We start from the raw sequence: 18,181 nt of genomic DNA on the forward strand, positions 1-18,181 counted from the left end.
GATGAACCGTATCTTGATCGTGGAGGATGAGGAAACCATTTCCGGTCTGATCCGCAGCAGTCTGCGCCGCGCCGGATACGACTGCACGGTCGCCTCGGACGGGGTGACGGCCGCCGACCTGATTGCCGAACATGACTTTGACCTGGCGCTGCTGGACATCATGCTGCCGGGGCTGGACGGCTACGAGCTGCTGGAATACCTGCGCCCGCTGGGAGTGCCGGTGATCTTCATCACCGCCAAGGGCACGACCCGGGACCGGGTGCGGGGGCTGCAGCTCGGCGCCGACGACTACATCGTCAAGCCGTTTGAGATCGAGGAGCTGCTCGCCCGCGTCGAGGCGGTGCTGCGCCGTTCCGGCCGCGGCGGTCAGACGCTCACGGCGTTTGATGTCACGCTGGACTGCGTTGCGCGGCAGGTCACCCAGAACGGCCGGCCGGTGGACCTGACCCCGCGGGAGTTTGCGCTGCTCGAACAGCTCATGCGCAACCGGGGGGCGGCGCTCTACCGCGATGTGCTGTACGAGCGGGTGTGGGGCGGCGAGCTGCCGGACAGCCGCACGCTGGACCTGCACATCCAGCGCCTGCGCAAGAAACTGAACTGGTCGGATAAGATCGAAACCGTCTACCGCGTCGGGTATCGCCTGCGGGCAGAAAGGAAAGAGGAGCCATGAGGTTTTCCCAGAAGCTGGTCACCACAATGCTGCTGGTCATCGCGGCGTTTTTCTCGGTTGGCGGCGGTGTGCTGGTCAACGGCAGTTTCAGCGACCGGATGGAATCCGCCGGCCAGCAGGAACAGGAAATCCACGCGATGCTCTGCGGCATGGTGGAGGACCGGTACCTGACCGCGAACGGTCAGGGCGAGACCATCGACAATGCGTTCTGGCAGGATGCCGGCAGCCGGGTGGCCGCCAACGGCGGCGCCCAGAGCATGGCGCTGAGCCGCAACGAGGAATGTCTGTACGCGATCGGCGCGGACCTGCCGCTGACCGGCATCCAGACCGCCGAGACCGCGCTGACCAGCGGCAGCTCGATGCTGCGCCGCAGCGGCAGCCGGGTGATCCGGTACTACCGCAGCGCGCTGCTGGGCGGCATCACGCTGGACAGCGCCTTTGACGTGACGGAGATCTACAACGCCCGGGACAAGAGCCTGCGCCGGTTCCTCGTCCTCGAAGGGGCGGTCATTCTGGGGGCCGCGGCGGTCATCTGGCTGATCAGCCGGCGCCTGACCCGGCCGCTGGCGCTGCTCACGGCGGCCAGCACCCGCATGGCGGCGGGGGACTATGCCCTGCGCACCAACATCCAGACCGGCGACGAGATCGGCCTGCTCAGCGAAGCCTTTGACAAGATGGCCCAGGCCGTTCAGGAAAAGATCGCCGCGCTGGAACTCTCGGTCCGGCAGCGGGACGACTTTGTGGGGGCGTTCACCCACGAACTCAAGACCCCGATGACCGGCATCATCGGCTATTCCGATCTGCTGCGCAGCATGCAGCCCGACCCCGACGAACAGCGGCAGGCCGCGGGCGCCATCTTCCGGGAAGCCCGGCGGCTGGAATCCCTCAGCGGCAAGCTGCTCCAGCTCATGGGCCTGGACGATACCCCCGTCGAGTGCGTGCCGGTCCCGCTCGAGACGGTGCTGCGCGCCGCCGTGCAGGCGGCCGAGCCGGCTCGCAACGGCTGCACGATCGAGACCGACGCCGCCGGCGCCGTGCTGTGCGGCGACGCCGACCTCTACACCGACCTCTTCCTCAACCTGCTGACCAACGCGGCCCGGGCCTGCCATGACGGCCAGGTCATCCGGGCGGTGTGCACCTCGGTGTCGGAGGACCAGGCGGTCATCGAGGTACAGGACCACGGGTGCGGCATCCCCGCCGACCAGCTTGAGCGGGTGACCGAACCCTTCTACATGGTGGACAAGTCCCGTTCCCGCCGTCAGGGCGGCAGCGGCCTGGGCCTGACGCTCTGCCGCCGCATTGCCGAGACCTTCGGCGGATCGCTGGTCATCCACAGCACGGTGGGCCAGGGCACCACCGTCGTCGTGACGCTGCCCCTGGCCCGGAAGGAGGCTGACCAATGAAAACCACCAAACGCGGCGTGTTCCGCATTGTGCTCTGCCTGGTCATCGTGCTGATCCTGGCCATCCTGCCCACCTTCTGGTTTGTGCTGCGGGACCGGCAGTCCATCGGCGTGGCCCACCCCGTCCAAGGCGCCTACACCTCCCGGCAGCCCGATGCAAACGACTACTATCTGCTGACCCAGCTGCGGCTGCGCACCCGGGAACAGGAGAGCGACTTTTCCCTGTGGAACAAGGCCGACAACGGCTACCTGTCGAGCGGCAGCAGCCGCGCCGAGATGACGATGGTCGGCGATATGGGCATGCGCGCCCAGGAACTGCTGGACTCGCTGCGGCAGGCCGGCGCCCTGCCCGACAGCTACTACCGCGCCGCGGTGCAGGACCTCTATCCGGTGGACAGCCGCGTCTATGCCTCAAGCGACTCGCTGGGTATCCTGCGGCTCAGCTGTTTCCCGCACCAGGCCACCGACACCAACGACCCCGACTACTACGAAGCGCCCCGCTTTGAGCTGGAAATCGAAAACCGCACCGGCAAGCTGCTCTCGCTGTGGATCAACGTCCCCGCCGACCAGATCCCCGACGAGACGCTGGACACCGCTGCCCTGCTGCAGAGCTGGGTGGACTGGGAGGGCCTTGCCGATCTGAAGGACTGGACCGCCCCCACCGGCACCGACTACGAACAGACCGGGCTGTACAGCGCCTCGGCCTCGACGCTGCTGACCTGTACCTCGGGGCACTGGAACGACTACACCAGCGCCGAAGTCAACGACAACCGGTATTTCAGCATGCAGCTCAACTATCTCGAAAACCTGCCCACCGCCGAGCGGCTGGGCTCCCAGGAACCCTTTGTCTTTGAGAGCGACCTCACCCCGCTGACCCCCAGCGACGACGACGGCTATTACATGATCCGCCGCCTTCCCGACACCGACAGCAGCGGTCTGCTCTACCGCATCGACTACGCGACCGGCGAGGCCGCCCCCTACTGCAAGGTGCCGGGCTGCACCCACAGCGACGAATCCTGCCCCGCCTGGATTCCCGGCGCGCCGTACAGCAACCAGCTGCACGTCGTGGGCGACAAGGTCATCGCGGCGCCCTTCTCGATCTACGGCGGAGAGTACAACGAGGAGAGCATCGAGGCGATGGACGACGAGGACTTTGTCCGCCTCTACTTTGCGACCTACGAGAACCTCTCCTTCCAGGAAATCGAGAACATCGGCAACCTCAGCAAGGAGGAGATCGAGGCGCTGCGCGAACAGGTGCGCACCCAGTTCGGCCGCAGCATCAGCTGCACCGACGGCGTCACCCGCACGACCTCGCTGATCAACAGCCAGGAAACCATCCTCTCGCTCACCTTCACCGACGGCACCTACCTCTACGGCCAGTCCCAGAGCATTCTCGGCGTCGATGACAATCAGCTCGTCCGCTGTGCGCTGGACGGCACCGTCAGCAAGATGATCCTGCCGCAGGGCCGCGTCGTGGGCGTCAGCAACGGGCAGATCCTGCTGCTCAACGATGTCACCGATGAACCCGTCCCGACGGGCAACAACTACCGGCTCTCCTGCGTGCGCCAACAGCTGCGCTACCTCCTCGAGGTCTACCGCCCCGGCGATACCGCGGTCCGCTGCCTGTACGGCAGCGATACGGACAGCTGGCTCGCCGTCAACTCGGTGGTCTCGGTGACGAGCGGCCGGCTCCTGCTCCAGCAATGGCCCAACGAGGGCGTGGACAAACAGCTGCTCGCGGTGGACCTGAACAGCGGCGAGATCACCCCCGCCCGGACCCTGCTGGGATGCGACCCCGACGACTATGCCAGCTATGTCATCAACGAACAGCCCGCCATGAGGGACTGGTCGGAATACTACGCCTGGAACTCCAGCGGCACCGCGGTCTTTGACCACCGCGTGGTCAACCGCGTAACCGGCGAGATCCTTCCCCTGCCGGACCGCAGCGAAGAGTGCGGCCGGATCACCGCCATCTCGGGCGACGGCATCGCGCTGTGCAGCGAGTATGTCTATACGGACCTGGACTGGCACTATACGCTGCATCCGCTCAGCGACTGGGATGACGTGCGCCAGGTAGAGTTTGACTGACCGGCGTTGCATTTTGCGCCGTGGTATGGTATACTCCGCACAAACACACAAGGAGGGACCACCCATGACCAGACGCATTGCCGGCGCCGCGGCGGTACTGCTGACCGCTGCCCTGCTCTTTCTTGCCGCCTGCGGGCGGCCGCGCACCGAGGACCTGACCATCCCCGGCGCCCGGGGCGAAATCCCCGCCACCCTCACAATGCCGGACTCCTTCAGCGGGGCGGCCGTCGTCTTCTGCCACGGCTTCACCGGCAACCGCCAGCTGGACGGCCACGCCGAGCCGCTGGCCCGCGCCCTGGCCGACCACGGCATCGCCAGCCTGGCCATCGACTTTGCGGGCAGCGGACAGAGCACCGAGCCCTTCACGGCCTACACGCCGGCCTCGATGCAGCAGGACCTCGACGCGGCAATCAGCTACCTTGTGGACAGCTGCGGCGCCGACCCGGACCGCATCGGCCTGCTGGGCCACAGTATGGGCGGCCGGGCCGTCACCCTCGCGCTGGATGACACGGTGCGGGCCGCGGCCCTCTGGGCGCCGGCCGACAACACCGGCCTTGACGGGCTGGAATTCCTCGACCACACGGCGGAAGGCCGCCAGGCGCTGTGGGATGCCGCCGTCCGGGACGGCAGCGTGGACCTGCCCGCCTGGGGCGTCACGGTCAGCCGCGAATTCTTTGAACAGATGGCCGTCACCGACCCCGCCGCCTGCCTGCGGGGATACAGCGGGGCGCTGCTGCTGGCCTTCACGGCCGGCGACGCCGAGCTGCTCAGCACCGACACCATCGACCTGACCCGCACCGCCGCGGCCCAGAGCGAGGCCCGGCTCACCGACCTGACCGGCGAATTCGAGGACGCCACCCACAACTTTACCGCCCTGTCGGGCGACGCGGACCAGGATGCCGAGGTGCGCAGCCGCATCGAGGATGCCACCGCGGACTTCTTTGCCGAAGCCCTGTAACCCCCGGCCGGGCGGCCGGATTCCGACCCGATGCAGCGGGAACCGTCAGGTTCCCGCTTTTTTTGCGCGTCCGGCCCCTTTTGTTTTGCCCGCCGGTATGCTATACTGAAACCATCAAACCATTACGCTGAAACCGGAGGCGAAAATCTTGCTGACCATCAAACATTATGTCCGCCCCCAGACGCTGGAGGAAGCCTGGACACTCTGCCAGAAGCGCGCGAACGTCGTGCTCGGCGGGATGCTCTGGCTCAAGATGGAGGACCGCACCGTGGACACCGCCATCGACCTGTGCGACCTTGGGCTGGACACCGTCGAGGAAACACCCGACGCCTACCGCATCGGGGCGATGGTCCCGCTGCGCGTGCTGGAAACCCACCCCGGCCTCCGGGCCCTGACCCGCGGCGCCATGGCGGACTGCCTGCATGACATTGTCGGCGTGCAGTTCCGCAACTGCGCCACCGTGGGCGGCACCGTCTACGGCCGGTTCGGCTTTTCCGACCCGCTGACCCTGCTGCTGGCGCTGGATGCCTCGGTGGAGCTCTACCGCGGCGGTGTCGTGCCGCTGCGCGACTTTGTGAACCAGGGCTATTCCCGCGACATCCTGACCCACCTGATCCTGCCCCGCACGCCGGCGCGCACCGTCTACCTGTCCCGCCGCAACACGGCCACCGACTTCCCGGTGCTGACCTGCGCGGTGTCGCTGCGCGGCAGCACCGTGCACTGCGCCGTCGGCGCCCGCCCGATGAAGGCCGCGCGCATCGACGGCACCCTGGACGCCCCCACCGAGGAGGCCGCCCGTGCCTTTGCCGAATCCGTCGCCGACCGGCTGACCTTCGGCAGCAACCTGCGCGGCAGCGCCGACTATCGCCGCGAGCTCTGCCGCGTGCTGGTCCGCCGCGCCCTGACGGCGGCGCTCAATCAGCCGGAGGAGGTATCCTGAACGATGGAAATTCAACTCACACTCAACGGCCGGCCGCTGCATGCGCAGATCGAGCCGGATACCCTGCTCATCGACTTTGTGCGGGAACACGGCTGCCTGTCCGTCAAGCGGGGGTGCGAAACCTCCAACTGCGGGCTCTGCACCGTCCTGCTGGATGACCGCCCGGTGCTCTCCTGCTCGGTGCTGGCGGCCCGCGCCGCCGGCCACCGCGTCCAGACCCTCGAGGGTCTGCAGCAGGAAGCCGAGGACTTCGTGGGCTTCATCGCCGACCAGGGCGCCGAACAGTGCGGCTTCTGCAATCCCGGCTTTGTCATGAACACGATCGCCCTGCTGCGGGAAAACCCCGACCCCACCGACGACGAGATCCGCGCCTACCTGGCCGGCAACCTCTGCCGCTGCTCGGGGTACGAGGGCCAGCTGCGGGGCATCCGCGCCTACCTGACCGCCCGCGGGGCGGCCCGCAGACAGGAGGACTGAAGATGGACAACCAGCAATTTCACGCCGTCAGCCGCCCCGTGCGCAAAAAGGACGCCATGAGCCTGCTGCTCGGCAAACCCGCCTTCGTCGAGGATGTCACCCCGCGGGACTGCCTGGTGGTCAAGGTGCTGCGCAGCCCCCATGCCTCGGCGCTCATCGACACCATCGACACCTCCATCGCCCTGCGGGTGCCCGGCATCACGGCGATCTATACCTACCGCGATGTGCCGGACAGCCGCTTCACGACGGCCGGCCAGACCTACCCCGAACCCTCGCCCTATGACCGGCTGATCCTCGACCGCCGGCTCCGCTTTGTCGGCGATGCGGTCGCCATCGTGGCCGGCGAGACCGAGCGCGCCGTCAACAAGGCCCTCAAGCTCATCCGGGTGACCTATCAGGTGCTCGAGCCGGTGCTGGACTTCCACACCGCGCTGGACAACCCGATCCTCGTCCACCCCGAGGACAACTGGCGGGCTTTGTGCGCCGTCGGCGCCGACCAGAAGCGCAACCTGGTGGCCAGCGATACCTGCGGCGACGGCGATGTGGACGCCGTCCTGGCGGACTGCGATGTCGTCGTGGACCGCGTCTACCACACCAAGGCCTGCCAGCAGGCCATGATGGAGACCTTCCGCACCTACACCGAGATCGACACCTTCGGCCGGCTGCATGTGGTCAGCTCCACCCAGATCATCTTCCATGTGCGGCGCATCCTCTCCAATGCGCTGGGCATTCCCAAATCCAAAATCCATGTCGAGAAGCCCCGCGTCGGCGGCGGCTTCGGCGCCAAACAGAGCGTCGTGGCCGAGATCTACCCCGCCTTCGTGACCTGGAAAACCGGCCGCCCCGCCCGCATGGTCTATTCCCGCCGCGAGTGCCAGATCGCCGGCTCCCCCCGCCATGAGATGGAAGTCCATGTCCGGCTGGGCGCCGACCGCTCGGGCAAAATCCGGGCGCTGGACGTATATACGCTGTCCAACACCGGCGCTTACAGTGAACACGGCCCCACGACGGTCGGCCTTTCGGGACATAAATCCATCCCCCTCTACACCGGCGGGCTGGAAGCCTTCCGTTTCGCCTACGATGTGGTTTACACCAACACCCAGGCCGCGGGCGCCTACCGCGGCTACGGCGCCACCCAGGGCATCTTTGCGGTGGAATCCGCCGTCAACGAATTGTCCGAGCGGCTCGGTATCGACCCGGTGGCCCTGCGTGAGATGAACATGGTCCGCCAGGGCCAGATCATGCCCGCCTACTACAACGAGCCCGCCAGCGCCTGTGCGCTGGACCGCTGCATGGCCCGCTGCCGCGAGCTGTTCGGCTGGGACGAGAAGTACCCGGTCCGCGATATGGGCAACGGCAAGGTCCGGGCGGCCGGCGTGGCCATGGCCATGCAGGGGTCGGGCATCTCGGGCGTCGATGTGGGTTCCGCCACGATCAAGCTCAATGAGGACGGCTACTATACCCTGAGCATCGGCGCCGCCGATATGGGCACCGGCTGCGATACCACGATGTCCCAGATTGCCGCCGAGTGCATGGACTGCTCGCCCGACGACATCAACGTGCCCCCCGCCGACTCGGACACTTCCCCCTACGACTCGGGCTCCTACGCCTCCTCGACGGCCTACGTCACGGGCGGCGCCGTGGTCCGCGCCTGCGAAAAGCTCCAGGCCCAGCTCTGCACGCTCGGCGCCGAGATGATGGGCTGCTCCCCCGAGGAGGTGGAGTTCGCCGGCCGGGAAGTCCGCCGCCGGGACGGCTCCGCCTCGGTCACGCTGACCGAGCTGGGCACCCGGGCGATGTGCGGCAACAGCACGGCCGTCACGGCGACGGCCAGCAACTCCCAGCCCACCTCGCCGCCTCCCTTCATGGTGGGCATGGTCGAGATCGAGCTGGACCGCGAGACCGGCGCCGTCCAGGTGCTGGACTATGTGGCCGTCGTGGACTGCGGCACCCCGCTCAACCCCAACCTGGTGCGGGTCCAGACCGAGGGCGGCCTGGCCCAGGGCATCGGCATGGCGCTGTACGAGGACGTCACCCGCAACGCGGCGGGCCGCATCCTCGAGGATTCCCTGATGCAGTACAAGATTCCGACCCGGCTGGATACCGGCCATATCCGGGTCGAGATCGAACCCAGCTACGAGCCCACCGGCCCCTTCGGCGCCAAGAGCGTGGGCGAAATCGTCATCAACACCCCGTCGCCGGCCATCGCCCACGCGGTGGCCCGCGCCAGCGGCGTCTGGTGCCGCACCCTGCCCATCACCCCCGAAAAGGTCCTGATGGGAATGCGCGACGGCCGGGATGCCTGATGCCTTCCTTATTATAAGAAAAGCGGAGACCTGAAAAACGGTCTCCACTTTTTTGTCCTGTAACGCAGAACCGCACGGTCCCTGCCCGGAAGCCCGGGCCGAAACCGTGCGGTTCTGCTGTATCGTGAAAGATTTGGGAAGGAGATGGTTACTCGACGTCCTGCAGGGCGGCGTAATCGCGTTCACCGGTGCGGACCTTGACGACCTGCGCCACGTTGTACACGAAGATCTTACCGTCACCGATGTGACCGGTGTACAGGACTTTGGTGGCCGTGTCGATGATCTTCTCAACCGGCAGCTTGGAGATTACGACTTCCACCTTGACTTTGGGCATCAGCGTGGAATCCACTTCCGCGCCGCGGTACTTTTCGCCGCTGCCCTTCTGCAGGCCGCAGCCCATGACCTGGGTGACCGTCATGCCGGTGACGCCCACCGCGTTCAGCGCGCGCTTCAGGGCATCGAACTTGGCCAGCTGGATGATCATAACAACCTTGTGCATGCCGGAATCCAGCTCAGGCGGCAGCGGGGCTTCCTGAACGACCTTGACGGCGGCGTTCACCTTGGCCTGGCTGGCACGGGTGATGTCGGGCTCGCCCAGATCGGTGTTTTCGTTGGCGTCCAGTTCGGCGTAGGTCGGATCGGAAATCGCAAAGCCGGAGTACGCAGAAGCCAGACCGTGTTCGTGAATATCCAGGCCGTCGATCTCTTCCTGCTCACTCACGCGCAGGCCGACGGTCTTGCGGATCAGCGTGAAGATGATGGTCATCGAGACCAGCACCCAGGCAGCCACGCTGACCACACCGAGAATCTGGATGCCGAAGAAGGAGAAGCCATGGCCGTAGAACAGGCCCTGGGAAGTGGAGAACAGGCCGGTGGCCAGAGTGCCCCACGCGCCGTTGACGCAGTGGACCGAGACCGCACCGACGGGGTCATCAATCTTGGCGATCTTGTCGAAGAACTCAACGCTGAAGATGCACAGGACACCGGCGACGATGCCGATGATGGCGGCGCCGAACGGATCGACCATGTCACAGCCGGCGGTGATGGCAACCAGGCCGGCCAGCGCGCCGTTGAAGGTCAGCGAGACATCGGGCTTGCCGTAGCGCACCCAGGAAGTGATCAAAGCAGAGCAGGTGGCCAGCGCAGCGGCCAGGTTGGTGTTGAAGCAGACCAGGCCGGCCGAGACCATCACGTCGTCACCGGTCATGCAGACGGTGGAGCCGCCGTTGAAACCGAACCAGCAGAACCACAGAACAAAGACGCCCAGGGCCATGGCGGTCAGGTTGTGACCGGGAATTGCGCGGGGCTTGCCGTCGCTGCCGTACTTGCCGATACGGGGACCCAGCATCCAGGCGCCCAGCATGGCGGTCAGGCCGCCGACGAAGTGGACTGCCGTGGAACCCGCAAAGTCATGGAAGCCCAGCTGAGCCAGCCAGCCGCCGCCCCAGATCCAGTGGCCGGAGATCGGGTAGACGATCAGGCTGATGGCACCGGAGTACAGGCAGTAGGCGCTGAACTTGGTGCGCTCGGCCATCGACCCCGAGACGATGGTCGCGGCCGTCGCGCAGAAGACGGTCTGGAAGACGGCGTAGACCCACAGCGGAATGCCGTCCGGCAGGATCGAGCTGAAATCACCGCTCATGAAGGGGGCAAAGCCGCCGATCAGCGGGCCGGACCCGGCGAACATGATGCCGAAGCCCACCAGCCAGAAACACGGGGTACCGATGCAGAAATCCATCATGTTTTTCATCAGGATGTTGCCGGTGTTCTTCGCCCGTGTCAGGCCGGCTTCGCAGAGTGCAAAACCGGCTTGCATGAAGTAGACGAGGAATGCCGCAACCAGCGTCCAGATGACGTTTACGGAACTGTACATATACGATCTCTCCTCTCTGATTTGGCTACGGCGTGCCGCGAAAAACAGAAAGGCGCCGGACGGGAAATTCCGTCCGGCGCCTTTGCCGTAGCTTTGATGTACCCCATTCTAGTCGCACAAAGGCCAAAGGTCAAGACGAAATTTCATAATTTGTTAAAATTTGTGCGCTCTGCCCAACGAACCCCCGGCTCCCCCTCCCCCGTCTTTGTGCAGTTTTTACGCCAATCTGCCGCCCCTCCCCCTCCGCCCGGCCCCTCGCCCGCCCCGCCCGGACCGTCTTTTGGGACCATCTTTTTTTCGTGACGCAGAAGCTCCCGCCTCCGTCTGCCGTTTTTTTGCCGCCCGCTGCCTGCCATTTTTCGCCTCTCCCCTTCGCCCGCGCCCCTCGCTCCCCCCGCCCGGACCGTCTTTTGGGACCATCTTTTTTTTCCGGGGCGCAGAAGTTCCCGCCCCCGTCAGCCGTTTTTTTTGCTGCCCGCAGCCTGTAATTTTTCGCCCCGTCCCCTGCCCGCACCCTGTCGCCCACCCCGTCTTTCGTTGTATGCTGCTGTACCCCCGGACTTTCCTCCCCACCGCCCGTTCACACCCCGCTTTTTTGCCCGCCTCCCCCGTTTTCACCCCGCCGCTCCCTGCCACCCCGCGCCCCTTGCAGCCTTCCAAACTGTTTCGCCCGCTTTCTTTCCTTCTTCCGCCCCCCACTCCTTGCCCGTCGTTTGCCCGCTTTCCCTTTTCTTCCACCCCCTTACTTCTTTTCCCCACTTTTTCCTCCTCCCGCTCCCTTGCCCGTTTTTGCTCGCCCTCCCCCTTCTTCTACCCCTGCACTTCTTGTTCCCCCGCCGTGTCGTCAGCGGAAAATCCGCTGACGGCGCCGGACGGGAGGGGGCGGCCGGGTCCCGGCAATGGGGCGCAGAGGGAGGGATTCGTACCGGATAGACAAAATTATTTGATAAATTTGTCACATTTTTTTCAAAATCCGCTACCAAAAACTAGGCGCTTATGGTATAATACACTCATATTGGGCACATTTGCCCGGCCGGTTTCGTCATAATGCGAAACAGGGTTTTTCAAAGACCGCGGCGTGCTCTGCGCCGCTCAGATAAGGAGGAAATGCCCCTATGAGCAATCCGATTGCGCTGCTTGCCCTGGAAGCCAGCGATGCGACCGTGGTGGTGACCAGCATTACGCTGGTGTTTGCCATGCTGGTCGCGCTGTGCCTGATCATCATGGTGGAGGGCAAGATCTTCGACGCGCTGAACAAGCGCAGCCAACCCCCTGCCAAAACGCCGCCCAAGGCGCCTGCCCGCCAGGCACCGCCCCGTCCGGCCCCGCGCAGCGTGGCCAAGGCGTCCGTTCCGGCCGGTGACGAGGCCATCCCCGGCGAAGTGGTCGCCGCCATTGCCGCCGCGGTTGCGACGCTGGGCGGTTCGCTGACGATCCGCGGAATCCGCCGCGCCAAGAAGCCTGCCTCCGGTTCCCGCCGCGGTGTCTGGGGCGACGCTGGCGTTGCCCAGAACACCACGCCGTTTATCTGATCAGAGGAGGGAACACAGAGCATGGGAACAATTTTTACCAACATTGCCGAGATCTTTGCCAACTCCGGCTGGGCACAGATCTTCTTTGCCGAGGGCGGCTGGAAGTACGCCGTCATGCTGGCGGTGGCCTGCGTGCTGCTGTACCTGGCCATTGTGCACCAGTTTGAGCCGCTGCTGCTTCTGCCCATCGGTTTCGGCATGCTCATGACCAACCTGCCCCTGGACGGCATCTTCCATATGGAAATCTTCATCAACGAGACGAACCATATCAACTGGGAGCTGCTGGGCAGTTCGGGCGGCATGGTGGACTACATCTACCTCGGCGTCAAGCTGGGCATTTATCCGCCGCTGATCTTCCTGGGCATCGGCACGATGACGGACTTTGAACCGCTGATCGCCCGTCCCTCCAGCCTGCTGATGGGCGCTGCCGCCCAGCTGGGCATCTTCTTCACCTTCGTGGGCGCCAAGATCCTGGGCTTCACCAACCAGGAAGCCTCCGCCATCGGCATCATCGGCGGCGCCGACGGCCCGACCGCCATCTATGTCACGACCAAGCTGGCCCCGCACCTGCTGGGCTCCATCGCCGTGGCGGCCTACTGCTACATGGCGCTGGTCCCGGTCATCCAGCCGCCCATCATGCGCGCTCTGACCACCAAGAAAGAACGCTGCATCGTCATGGAACCCCCGCGCAAGGTTTCCCGTACCGAGAAAATCCTCTTCCCGATCATCGTCACCGTCATTGTCTCGCTCACGCTGCCTGACGCCGCGGTGCTGGTCGGCTGCCTGATGATGGGCAACCTGATGAAGGAATCCGGCGTTGTCGAGCGTATCACCAAGACCGCCGGCAACGAACTCATGAACATCATCACGATCTTCCTGGGCTTCAGCGTCGGCTGCACGACCAATGCCTCCACCTTCCTGAACCTCCAGACCGTCGAAATCATCATCCTGGGCGTCATCGCGTTCGGCGTCGGCACGGCCGGCGGCGTTCTGCTGGGCAAGGTCATGTGCGTCGTCACCCATGGCAAGATCAACCCGCTCATCGGCTCGGCCGGTGTCTCCGCGGTTCCCATGGCGGCCCGTGTCTCCCAGAAGGTCGGCCAGGAGTACAACCCCCGCAACTATCTGCTGATGCACGCCATGGGCCCCAACGTGGCCGGCGTCATCGGTTCTGCGGTTGCAGCCGGTATCCTCATCAATATGTTCGGCTGATCCCGCTGCTTCCCTGATCCAAAAAAGGCGCTTTCCCCGGAGTTTTTGTTCCGGAGAAAGCGCCTTTTCTCTTTGTCATCGGGCCGGGCCGTACCGCACCCCGCCCGCCGTCAGGATGTCCGGCTCCCAGACCAGGCCGGGGCGGCGTCCCTTCTGGGCCTCCACCAGGAACAGCCAGGGCCGCGCCTGGGGCGTCTGCCGGACCATGGCGACCCGCTTGGGCTCCAGCCCCGCGGCGGACAGCGCACAGAACACCACGGCCATCTGGTCGGGGCGCTGACACAGCACAAACTTGCCGCCCTCGCGCAGAGCACGGGCCGCACAGGCCGCCGCATCGGCCACCGTGCAGCTGCCGTCGTGCCGGGCGATGGCGCGGCGCGGGTCGGGACTCGGATGCCCGCCGCGGAAATAGGGGGGATTGCAGGCCGCAAAATCATAGCCGCCCCGTTCCGGCCCCGCCTGACAGAATTCGCGCAGATCGGCGCAGACGGCCCGGATGTGCCCGGCCCCGCACAGCGCCGCCGCCTGCCTGCAGAGACCGGACGCCCCGGCGTCCAGTTCCAGCGCCGTGCAGGGGCCGCGGTGACCCTCGTCGTGCCAGACCAGCGCCACAATGCCGCAGCCGCTGCACAGATCGAGCGCCCGGTCGTCGCGCCGCGGCCGGGCAAACCGGGCCAGCAGCAGCGCGTCGGTGCCGAACCCGGCCCCCGGCGCTGTCAGGACCGGAGTGCCGTGGTCAAGAATCTCGGTGCGTGGTGTCATGGGAATCCGTCCTCTCTGTAATTTTTGCCAAAAAATGGCCTCGCCGGGCCAAAATTACTTGCAGTTCGCCGAATGATGGCGTATACTGGAATTGTCCTGATGTGCAGATTTTCCTACGGCTTGTAAGGAGGCTTAGGCTATGATTTATACCGTCACGCTGAACCCGGCTCTGGATAAGACCGTCGAGATCCCGTCCTTTGCGGTGGACAGTGTCAACCGCATCGTCTCGCTCCGCACCGATCCCGGCGGCAAGGGGATCAACGTGTCCAAGGTGATTGCCCGTCTGGGCAGTACAAGCCGCGCCATCGGCATCCTGGGCGGAACGACCGGCCAGGCGATTGCCCAGGCCCTGGCCGAGGAAAACATGGTCTGCGATTTTCTGCCCGTCGAGGGCGATACCCGCATCAACCTCAAGGTGATTGACCCGGTGACCCATACCAGCACCGAGATCAATGAGCCGGGCGCGGCGGTGGATGAAGCCACCCTGCAGAGCCTGCTGGATCACCTGGTCAAGATGCTGCGCCGCGATGACATCGTCGTGCTGGCGGGCAGCCTGCCGCAGGGCGCACCGAAGGATACCTACCGCGTCTGGGGCGAGGCCTGCCGCGAAAAGGGCGCCAAGGTCTTTCTGGACTCGGACGGGGACGCCATGCGGGAAGGCATGGCCGCCGTGCCCTACCTGCTCAAGCCCAACAACGATGAACTTTCCCGCCTGATGGGCCGGGAACTGGACAGCCTCGAGGAGCTGATCGCCGCCGCCCGGGAACTGCTGCGGCAGGGAACCGCCAAGGTGGTGGTCTCGATGGGCAGCCGCGGGATGCTGTATGTCACGCCGGAACGCACCCTCTATGCGCCGGGCCTGAAGGTGCCGGTCAAGAGTACGGTCGGCGCCGGGGACGCCGTGGTGGCGGCCCTTGCGGTGGCCGAGGAACAGGGCCTGCCGCTCGAAGAGACGGTCCGCCTGTCCGCCGCCGCGGGCACGGCCAGCGTCATGTGCAGCGGTACCCAGGCCGCCGAGCGGGAAGTCGTGGATGGGCTGGTGCCCCAGGTCACGTTCCGGGAAATCTGAATCCGTCAAAAAAGGGGAGGGCAGCGCGCAGGCGCCGCCCTCCGTTTGTATGTCCGGCGCTCTCAGGACCGCCGGTGTTTGTGCGTCAGAAGCAGGATCACGCAGAGCAGGACGCCGAACAGCGCCACACCGCCCAGACCAAACAGGACGTACTGGAACGCCTGGGTGTTGAAGTCGGTGCGCAGCTTCTCGGCCGCGCCGTCCAGGGCCTGATCCACCGCGGAGGAATCCGGGTTGCTCGTCACCGAGTCGGCAATGTTGTTCAGCGCCTGCTGTGCCGACGAGGCCGCGTCGCTGTCGCCGATCGCGTTGAGGGCGTCCACCAGCGCTTCCCCGGCCATCGTGTGCATCAGGGTCGTGCTGGAACTCTTGATCTTCTCCCCGTTGACGGCCTGGCTCAGATAATCGGCCAGCACCGCACAGGCGCCCCGCAGGGCCGGCTCACTGTCCGGCGCGACGGTCCAGCCGTCCGCCGACCACATGCCGTTCATATACAGCAGCAGCTGCATGCCGGTGTCGCCGGTCAGCGTGTTGTAGACGGTGTTGCGGAAGGTCTCGGTGTCGCTGGTGTCGGTGGTGCCGAAACTCATCCCGATGAACCGGGAAGCCCGGTCGTAGTCGGTCAGATTGCTATAATAGTCGCGCAGCAGATCGGCAATGCTGGAATCCGCCGTGATCTGGGACCCCACGACGACGGAATCCAGATCGGCGCGCAGATCCTGGTCGCCGAACTTGCTCACCGTGCCGTCATCCTCGATGCCGAAGGTCTGCTGCATCAGGCTGATGTAGCCGTCCCGGTCGCCGGCCTGCCCGGCGTAGACCTGGGCCAGCTGCATGCAGTCGCCGCCCCAGCTGCCGGTGATCGGAATGCCGCGGTAGACCAGATTCATCGAGGCCAGCAGATGCCCGAAATCAATGCTCTGCCCGTTGGGCAGCACCACCGTGTTGATGCCCTGCAGATTCCACAAATCGGCGTCCTGATCGGTGGCGTATTTCTCAAAAACGGAATCCCGCACACCGGCCGTCAGCTGCCAGATCGTCGTGTTGTAGTCCCCCACGCGGGTGAAGCCGAGTGTCAGGTCGATGGGATCGTCGTCGGTGTTCTGTTCCTGCACATATTGCTCGGCCAGATTCTGAAGCCGACTCAGCCGGTCCAGCGTTTCTTCATAGTCGGCATCCTCCGCCAGAGCCGGAACGGCCAGCACGACCGTCAGGGCCATCACACAGACAACCGCCAACAGCCAGCGTGTCAACGTCGCTTTCGTAACCACGCACCTCCGATTTTGTAACTGAATTGTATTTTTTAGTATACCACAGACTGACCCCCGCTGTCACGTCTTTTCACCGATTTTTCAGATTGCATTTTCTGTAAGCGCGTTTTATAATGAAAACGGAATTCACGATCAGAACAGGAAGGAGAACTGCCTTTATGGAAAACACCAAGCCCCGTTCCACCGTCTACTATACCGATTTCCGCGTTCCGGTGGGGACCGGCCTGCAGCAGAAACTCGACAAACTCATGGAGGCTGCCGGCATCGGACAGATTGATATGGACGGCAAGTTCGTTGCCATCAAGATTCATTTCGGCGAGCCGGGCAACCTGGCTTTCCTGCGCCCCAACTATGCCAAGACCGTGGCGGACGTTGTCAAGCGCCACGGCGGCATCCCGTTCCTGACGGACTGCAATACGCTCTATCCGGGCCGCCGCAAGAACGCCATTGACCACCTGGGCGCCGCACAGGAAAACGGCTTCGGCCCGCTGACCACCGGCTGCCAGGTCATCATCGGCGACGGCCTGCGCGGCACCGATGATATTGAAGTCCCGGTCCCCAACGGCGAATACTGCAAGACCGCCAAAATCGGCCGCGCCATCATGGATGCCGATATCGTCATCTCGCTCAACCACTTCAAGGGCCACGAATCCACCGGTTTCGGCGGCGCGCTCAAGAACCTGGGAATGGGCTGCGGCTCCCGCGCCGGTAAGATGGAACAGCACAGCGCCGGCAAACCGGTCGTCCAGCCCGGCCTGTGCCGCGGCTGCCGCCAGTGCATCAAGGAATGCGGCTCGGACGCCATCCGCTACGATACCGGCAAGGCTGTGATTGATCAGGACCTGTGCAAGGGCTGCGGCCGCTGCATCGGGCGCTGCAACTTTGATGCCATCTATGCGCCCCAGGATAACGCCAACGCCATCCTGGACTGCAAGATGGCCGAGTACGCCTACGCGGTCTGCGCGGGCCGCCCGAACTTCCATGTCAGCCTGGTCATGGATGTCTCGCCGATGTGCGACTGCCACGCCGAAAACGATGCCCCCATCGTGCCGGATATCGGTATGTACGCCAGCTTCGACCCGGTCGCCCTGGACCGCGCCTGCTGTGATGCCGTCCTGGCCGCCGAGCCGATCGCCAACAGCGTGCTGGGCGAACACCGCGCCGACCGGAAGTATACCTGCTGCGGCGATAACTTCCTCGATGTCACCCGCGGCACCACCTGGCATGAAACGCTGGACCACGCCGAGAAGATCGGTATGGGTACCCAGGAATATACCCTCAAATTCGTCCGCTGACCCAAATGGCCGCCCCCGCAAGGAGCGGCCATTTTTGTTTGCCGGATTTGTCGGAAAAGAGAAGAAAAGAAACAAAAAATACATTCTGTATAATTCAAGCAATCTCTACATTTCATAGAACACCCGCCATTCCAAACCAGGAAGAAGGAAAAAAAGTCCACCTTTGCTCTCGTCTGATTGTGAGAGCAAAGGTGGACTTTTTTTGCTTCAACCGACCCGGGGGTCCAGGGGGGTATCCCCCCCTGGGCGCGGACCCGCTGCGTCGCAACAGCGGCAGTTTTCTCGGTTCCTCTTTTGCTGCCAAAAGAGGAATCGCCCACGAAGCC

General features: G+C 64.7%; 15 protein-coding genes. 12 read left to right on the top strand and 3 right to left on the bottom strand.

Translation table 11 applies throughout. The features are described from left to right. Position 1: 1 nt before the first annotated feature. The 7 genes from U0L91_RS04850 to U0L91_RS04880 all read left to right on the top strand — a co-directional run bounded on the left by U0L91_RS04850 (position 2) and on the right by U0L91_RS04880 (position 8,841). Entirely contained in the window at positions 2 to 670 is a 669-nt protein-coding gene (locus U0L91_RS04850) for a response regulator transcription factor (protein WP_330045089.1), read from the top strand. After that, entirely contained in the window at positions 667 to 2,073 is a 1,407-nt protein-coding gene (locus tag U0L91_RS04855) for a sensor histidine kinase (protein ID WP_330045090.1), read from the top strand. Before U0L91_RS04850 ends, U0L91_RS04855 begins: the two co-directional genes overlap by 4 nt. Further along, on the top strand, positions 2,070 to 4,160 hold the full coding sequence (locus tag U0L91_RS04860) for a hypothetical protein (protein ID WP_330045091.1): 2,091 nt from the start codon (positions 2,070 to 2,072) through the stop codon (positions 4,158 to 4,160). Before U0L91_RS04855 ends, U0L91_RS04860 begins: the two co-directional genes overlap by 4 nt. 64 nt (positions 4,161 to 4,224) lie before the next feature. Then, positions 4,225 to 5,118, top strand: a complete 894-nt coding sequence (locus U0L91_RS04865; protein ID WP_330045092.1) for an alpha/beta hydrolase — start codon at positions 4,225 to 4,227, stop codon at positions 5,116 to 5,118. A gap of 148 nt (positions 5,119 to 5,266) precedes the next feature. Further along, complete coding sequence (locus tag U0L91_RS04870) at positions 5,267 to 6,058, top strand: FAD binding domain-containing protein (RefSeq protein WP_330045093.1); 792 nt, start codon at positions 5,267 to 5,269, stop codon at positions 6,056 to 6,058. A gap of 3 nt (positions 6,059 to 6,061) precedes the next feature. Next, positions 6,062 to 6,535 (top strand): (2Fe-2S)-binding protein, encoded by a 474-nt coding sequence (locus U0L91_RS04875; protein WP_330045094.1) that lies wholly within the window; start codon positions 6,062 to 6,064, stop codon positions 6,533 to 6,535. A 2-nt stretch (positions 6,536 to 6,537) separates the two neighbouring features. Then, the gene (locus U0L91_RS04880) at positions 6,538 to 8,841 is read left to right on the top strand and encodes a xanthine dehydrogenase family protein molybdopterin-binding subunit (RefSeq protein WP_330045095.1); all 2,304 of its coding nucleotides are present in this window, start codon (positions 6,538 to 6,540) and stop codon (positions 8,839 to 8,841) included. A gap of 148 nt (positions 8,842 to 8,989) precedes the next feature. On the opposite strand, the gene U0L91_RS04885 is transcribed toward U0L91_RS04880, so the two are convergent. After that, positions 8,990 to 10,714 (bottom strand): ammonium transporter, encoded by a 1,725-nt coding sequence (locus tag U0L91_RS04885; RefSeq protein ID WP_330045096.1) that lies wholly within the window; start codon positions 10,712 to 10,714, stop codon positions 8,990 to 8,992. 1,115 nt (positions 10,715 to 11,829) lie between these two features. On the opposite strand from U0L91_RS04885, the gene U0L91_RS04890 reads away from it, so the two are divergent. Further along, the gene (locus tag U0L91_RS04890) at positions 11,830 to 12,246 is read left to right on the top strand and encodes an OadG family transporter subunit (RefSeq protein ID WP_330045097.1); all 417 of its coding nucleotides are present in this window, start codon (positions 11,830 to 11,832) and stop codon (positions 12,244 to 12,246) included. A gap of 21 nt (positions 12,247 to 12,267) precedes the next feature. Further along, on the top strand, positions 12,268 to 13,458 hold the full coding sequence (locus U0L91_RS04895) for a sodium ion-translocating decarboxylase subunit beta (RefSeq protein ID WP_330045098.1): 1,191 nt from the start codon (positions 12,268 to 12,270) through the stop codon (positions 13,456 to 13,458). 75 nt (positions 13,459 to 13,533) lie between these two features. Here U0L91_RS04895 and U0L91_RS04900 read toward each other — a convergent pair whose 3' ends face one another. Further along, on the bottom strand, positions 13,534 to 14,220 hold the full coding sequence (locus U0L91_RS04900) for a tRNA1(Val) (adenine(37)-N6)-methyltransferase (protein ID WP_330045099.1): 687 nt from the start codon (positions 14,218 to 14,220) through the stop codon (positions 13,534 to 13,536). Positions 14,221 to 14,359: 139 nt separating this feature from the next. On the opposite strand from U0L91_RS04900, the gene pfkB reads away from it, so the two are divergent. Further along, positions 14,360 to 15,289, top strand: coding sequence for a 1-phosphofructokinase (gene pfkB, locus U0L91_RS04905; protein WP_330045100.1), 930 nt, complete (start codon positions 14,360 to 14,362; stop codon positions 15,287 to 15,289). 62 nt (positions 15,290 to 15,351) lie between these two features. Here pfkB and U0L91_RS04910 read toward each other — a convergent pair whose 3' ends face one another. Continuing rightward, positions 15,352 to 16,560: a hypothetical protein gene (locus U0L91_RS04910; protein WP_330045101.1), complete on the bottom strand. Its 1,209-nt coding sequence runs from the start codon at positions 16,558 to 16,560 to the stop codon at positions 15,352 to 15,354. Positions 16,561 to 16,718: 158 nt separating this feature from the next. On the opposite strand from U0L91_RS04910, the gene U0L91_RS04915 reads away from it, so the two are divergent. Both U0L91_RS04915 and U0L91_RS04920 read left to right on the top strand, forming a co-directional pair. Next, positions 16,719 to 17,855: a DUF362 domain-containing protein gene (locus U0L91_RS04915; RefSeq protein ID WP_330045102.1), complete on the top strand. Its 1,137-nt coding sequence runs from the start codon at positions 16,719 to 16,721 to the stop codon at positions 17,853 to 17,855. 38 nt (positions 17,856 to 17,893) lie between these two features. After that, on the top strand, positions 17,894 to 18,181 hold a 288-nt coding region (locus tag U0L91_RS04920), incomplete at its 3' end, for a hypothetical protein (RefSeq protein WP_330045103.1).

The sequence above is a fragment of the Gemmiger sp. genome (assembly GCF_036306485.1).
Lineage (GTDB): Bacteria > Bacillota > Clostridia > Oscillospirales > Ruminococcaceae > Gemmiger.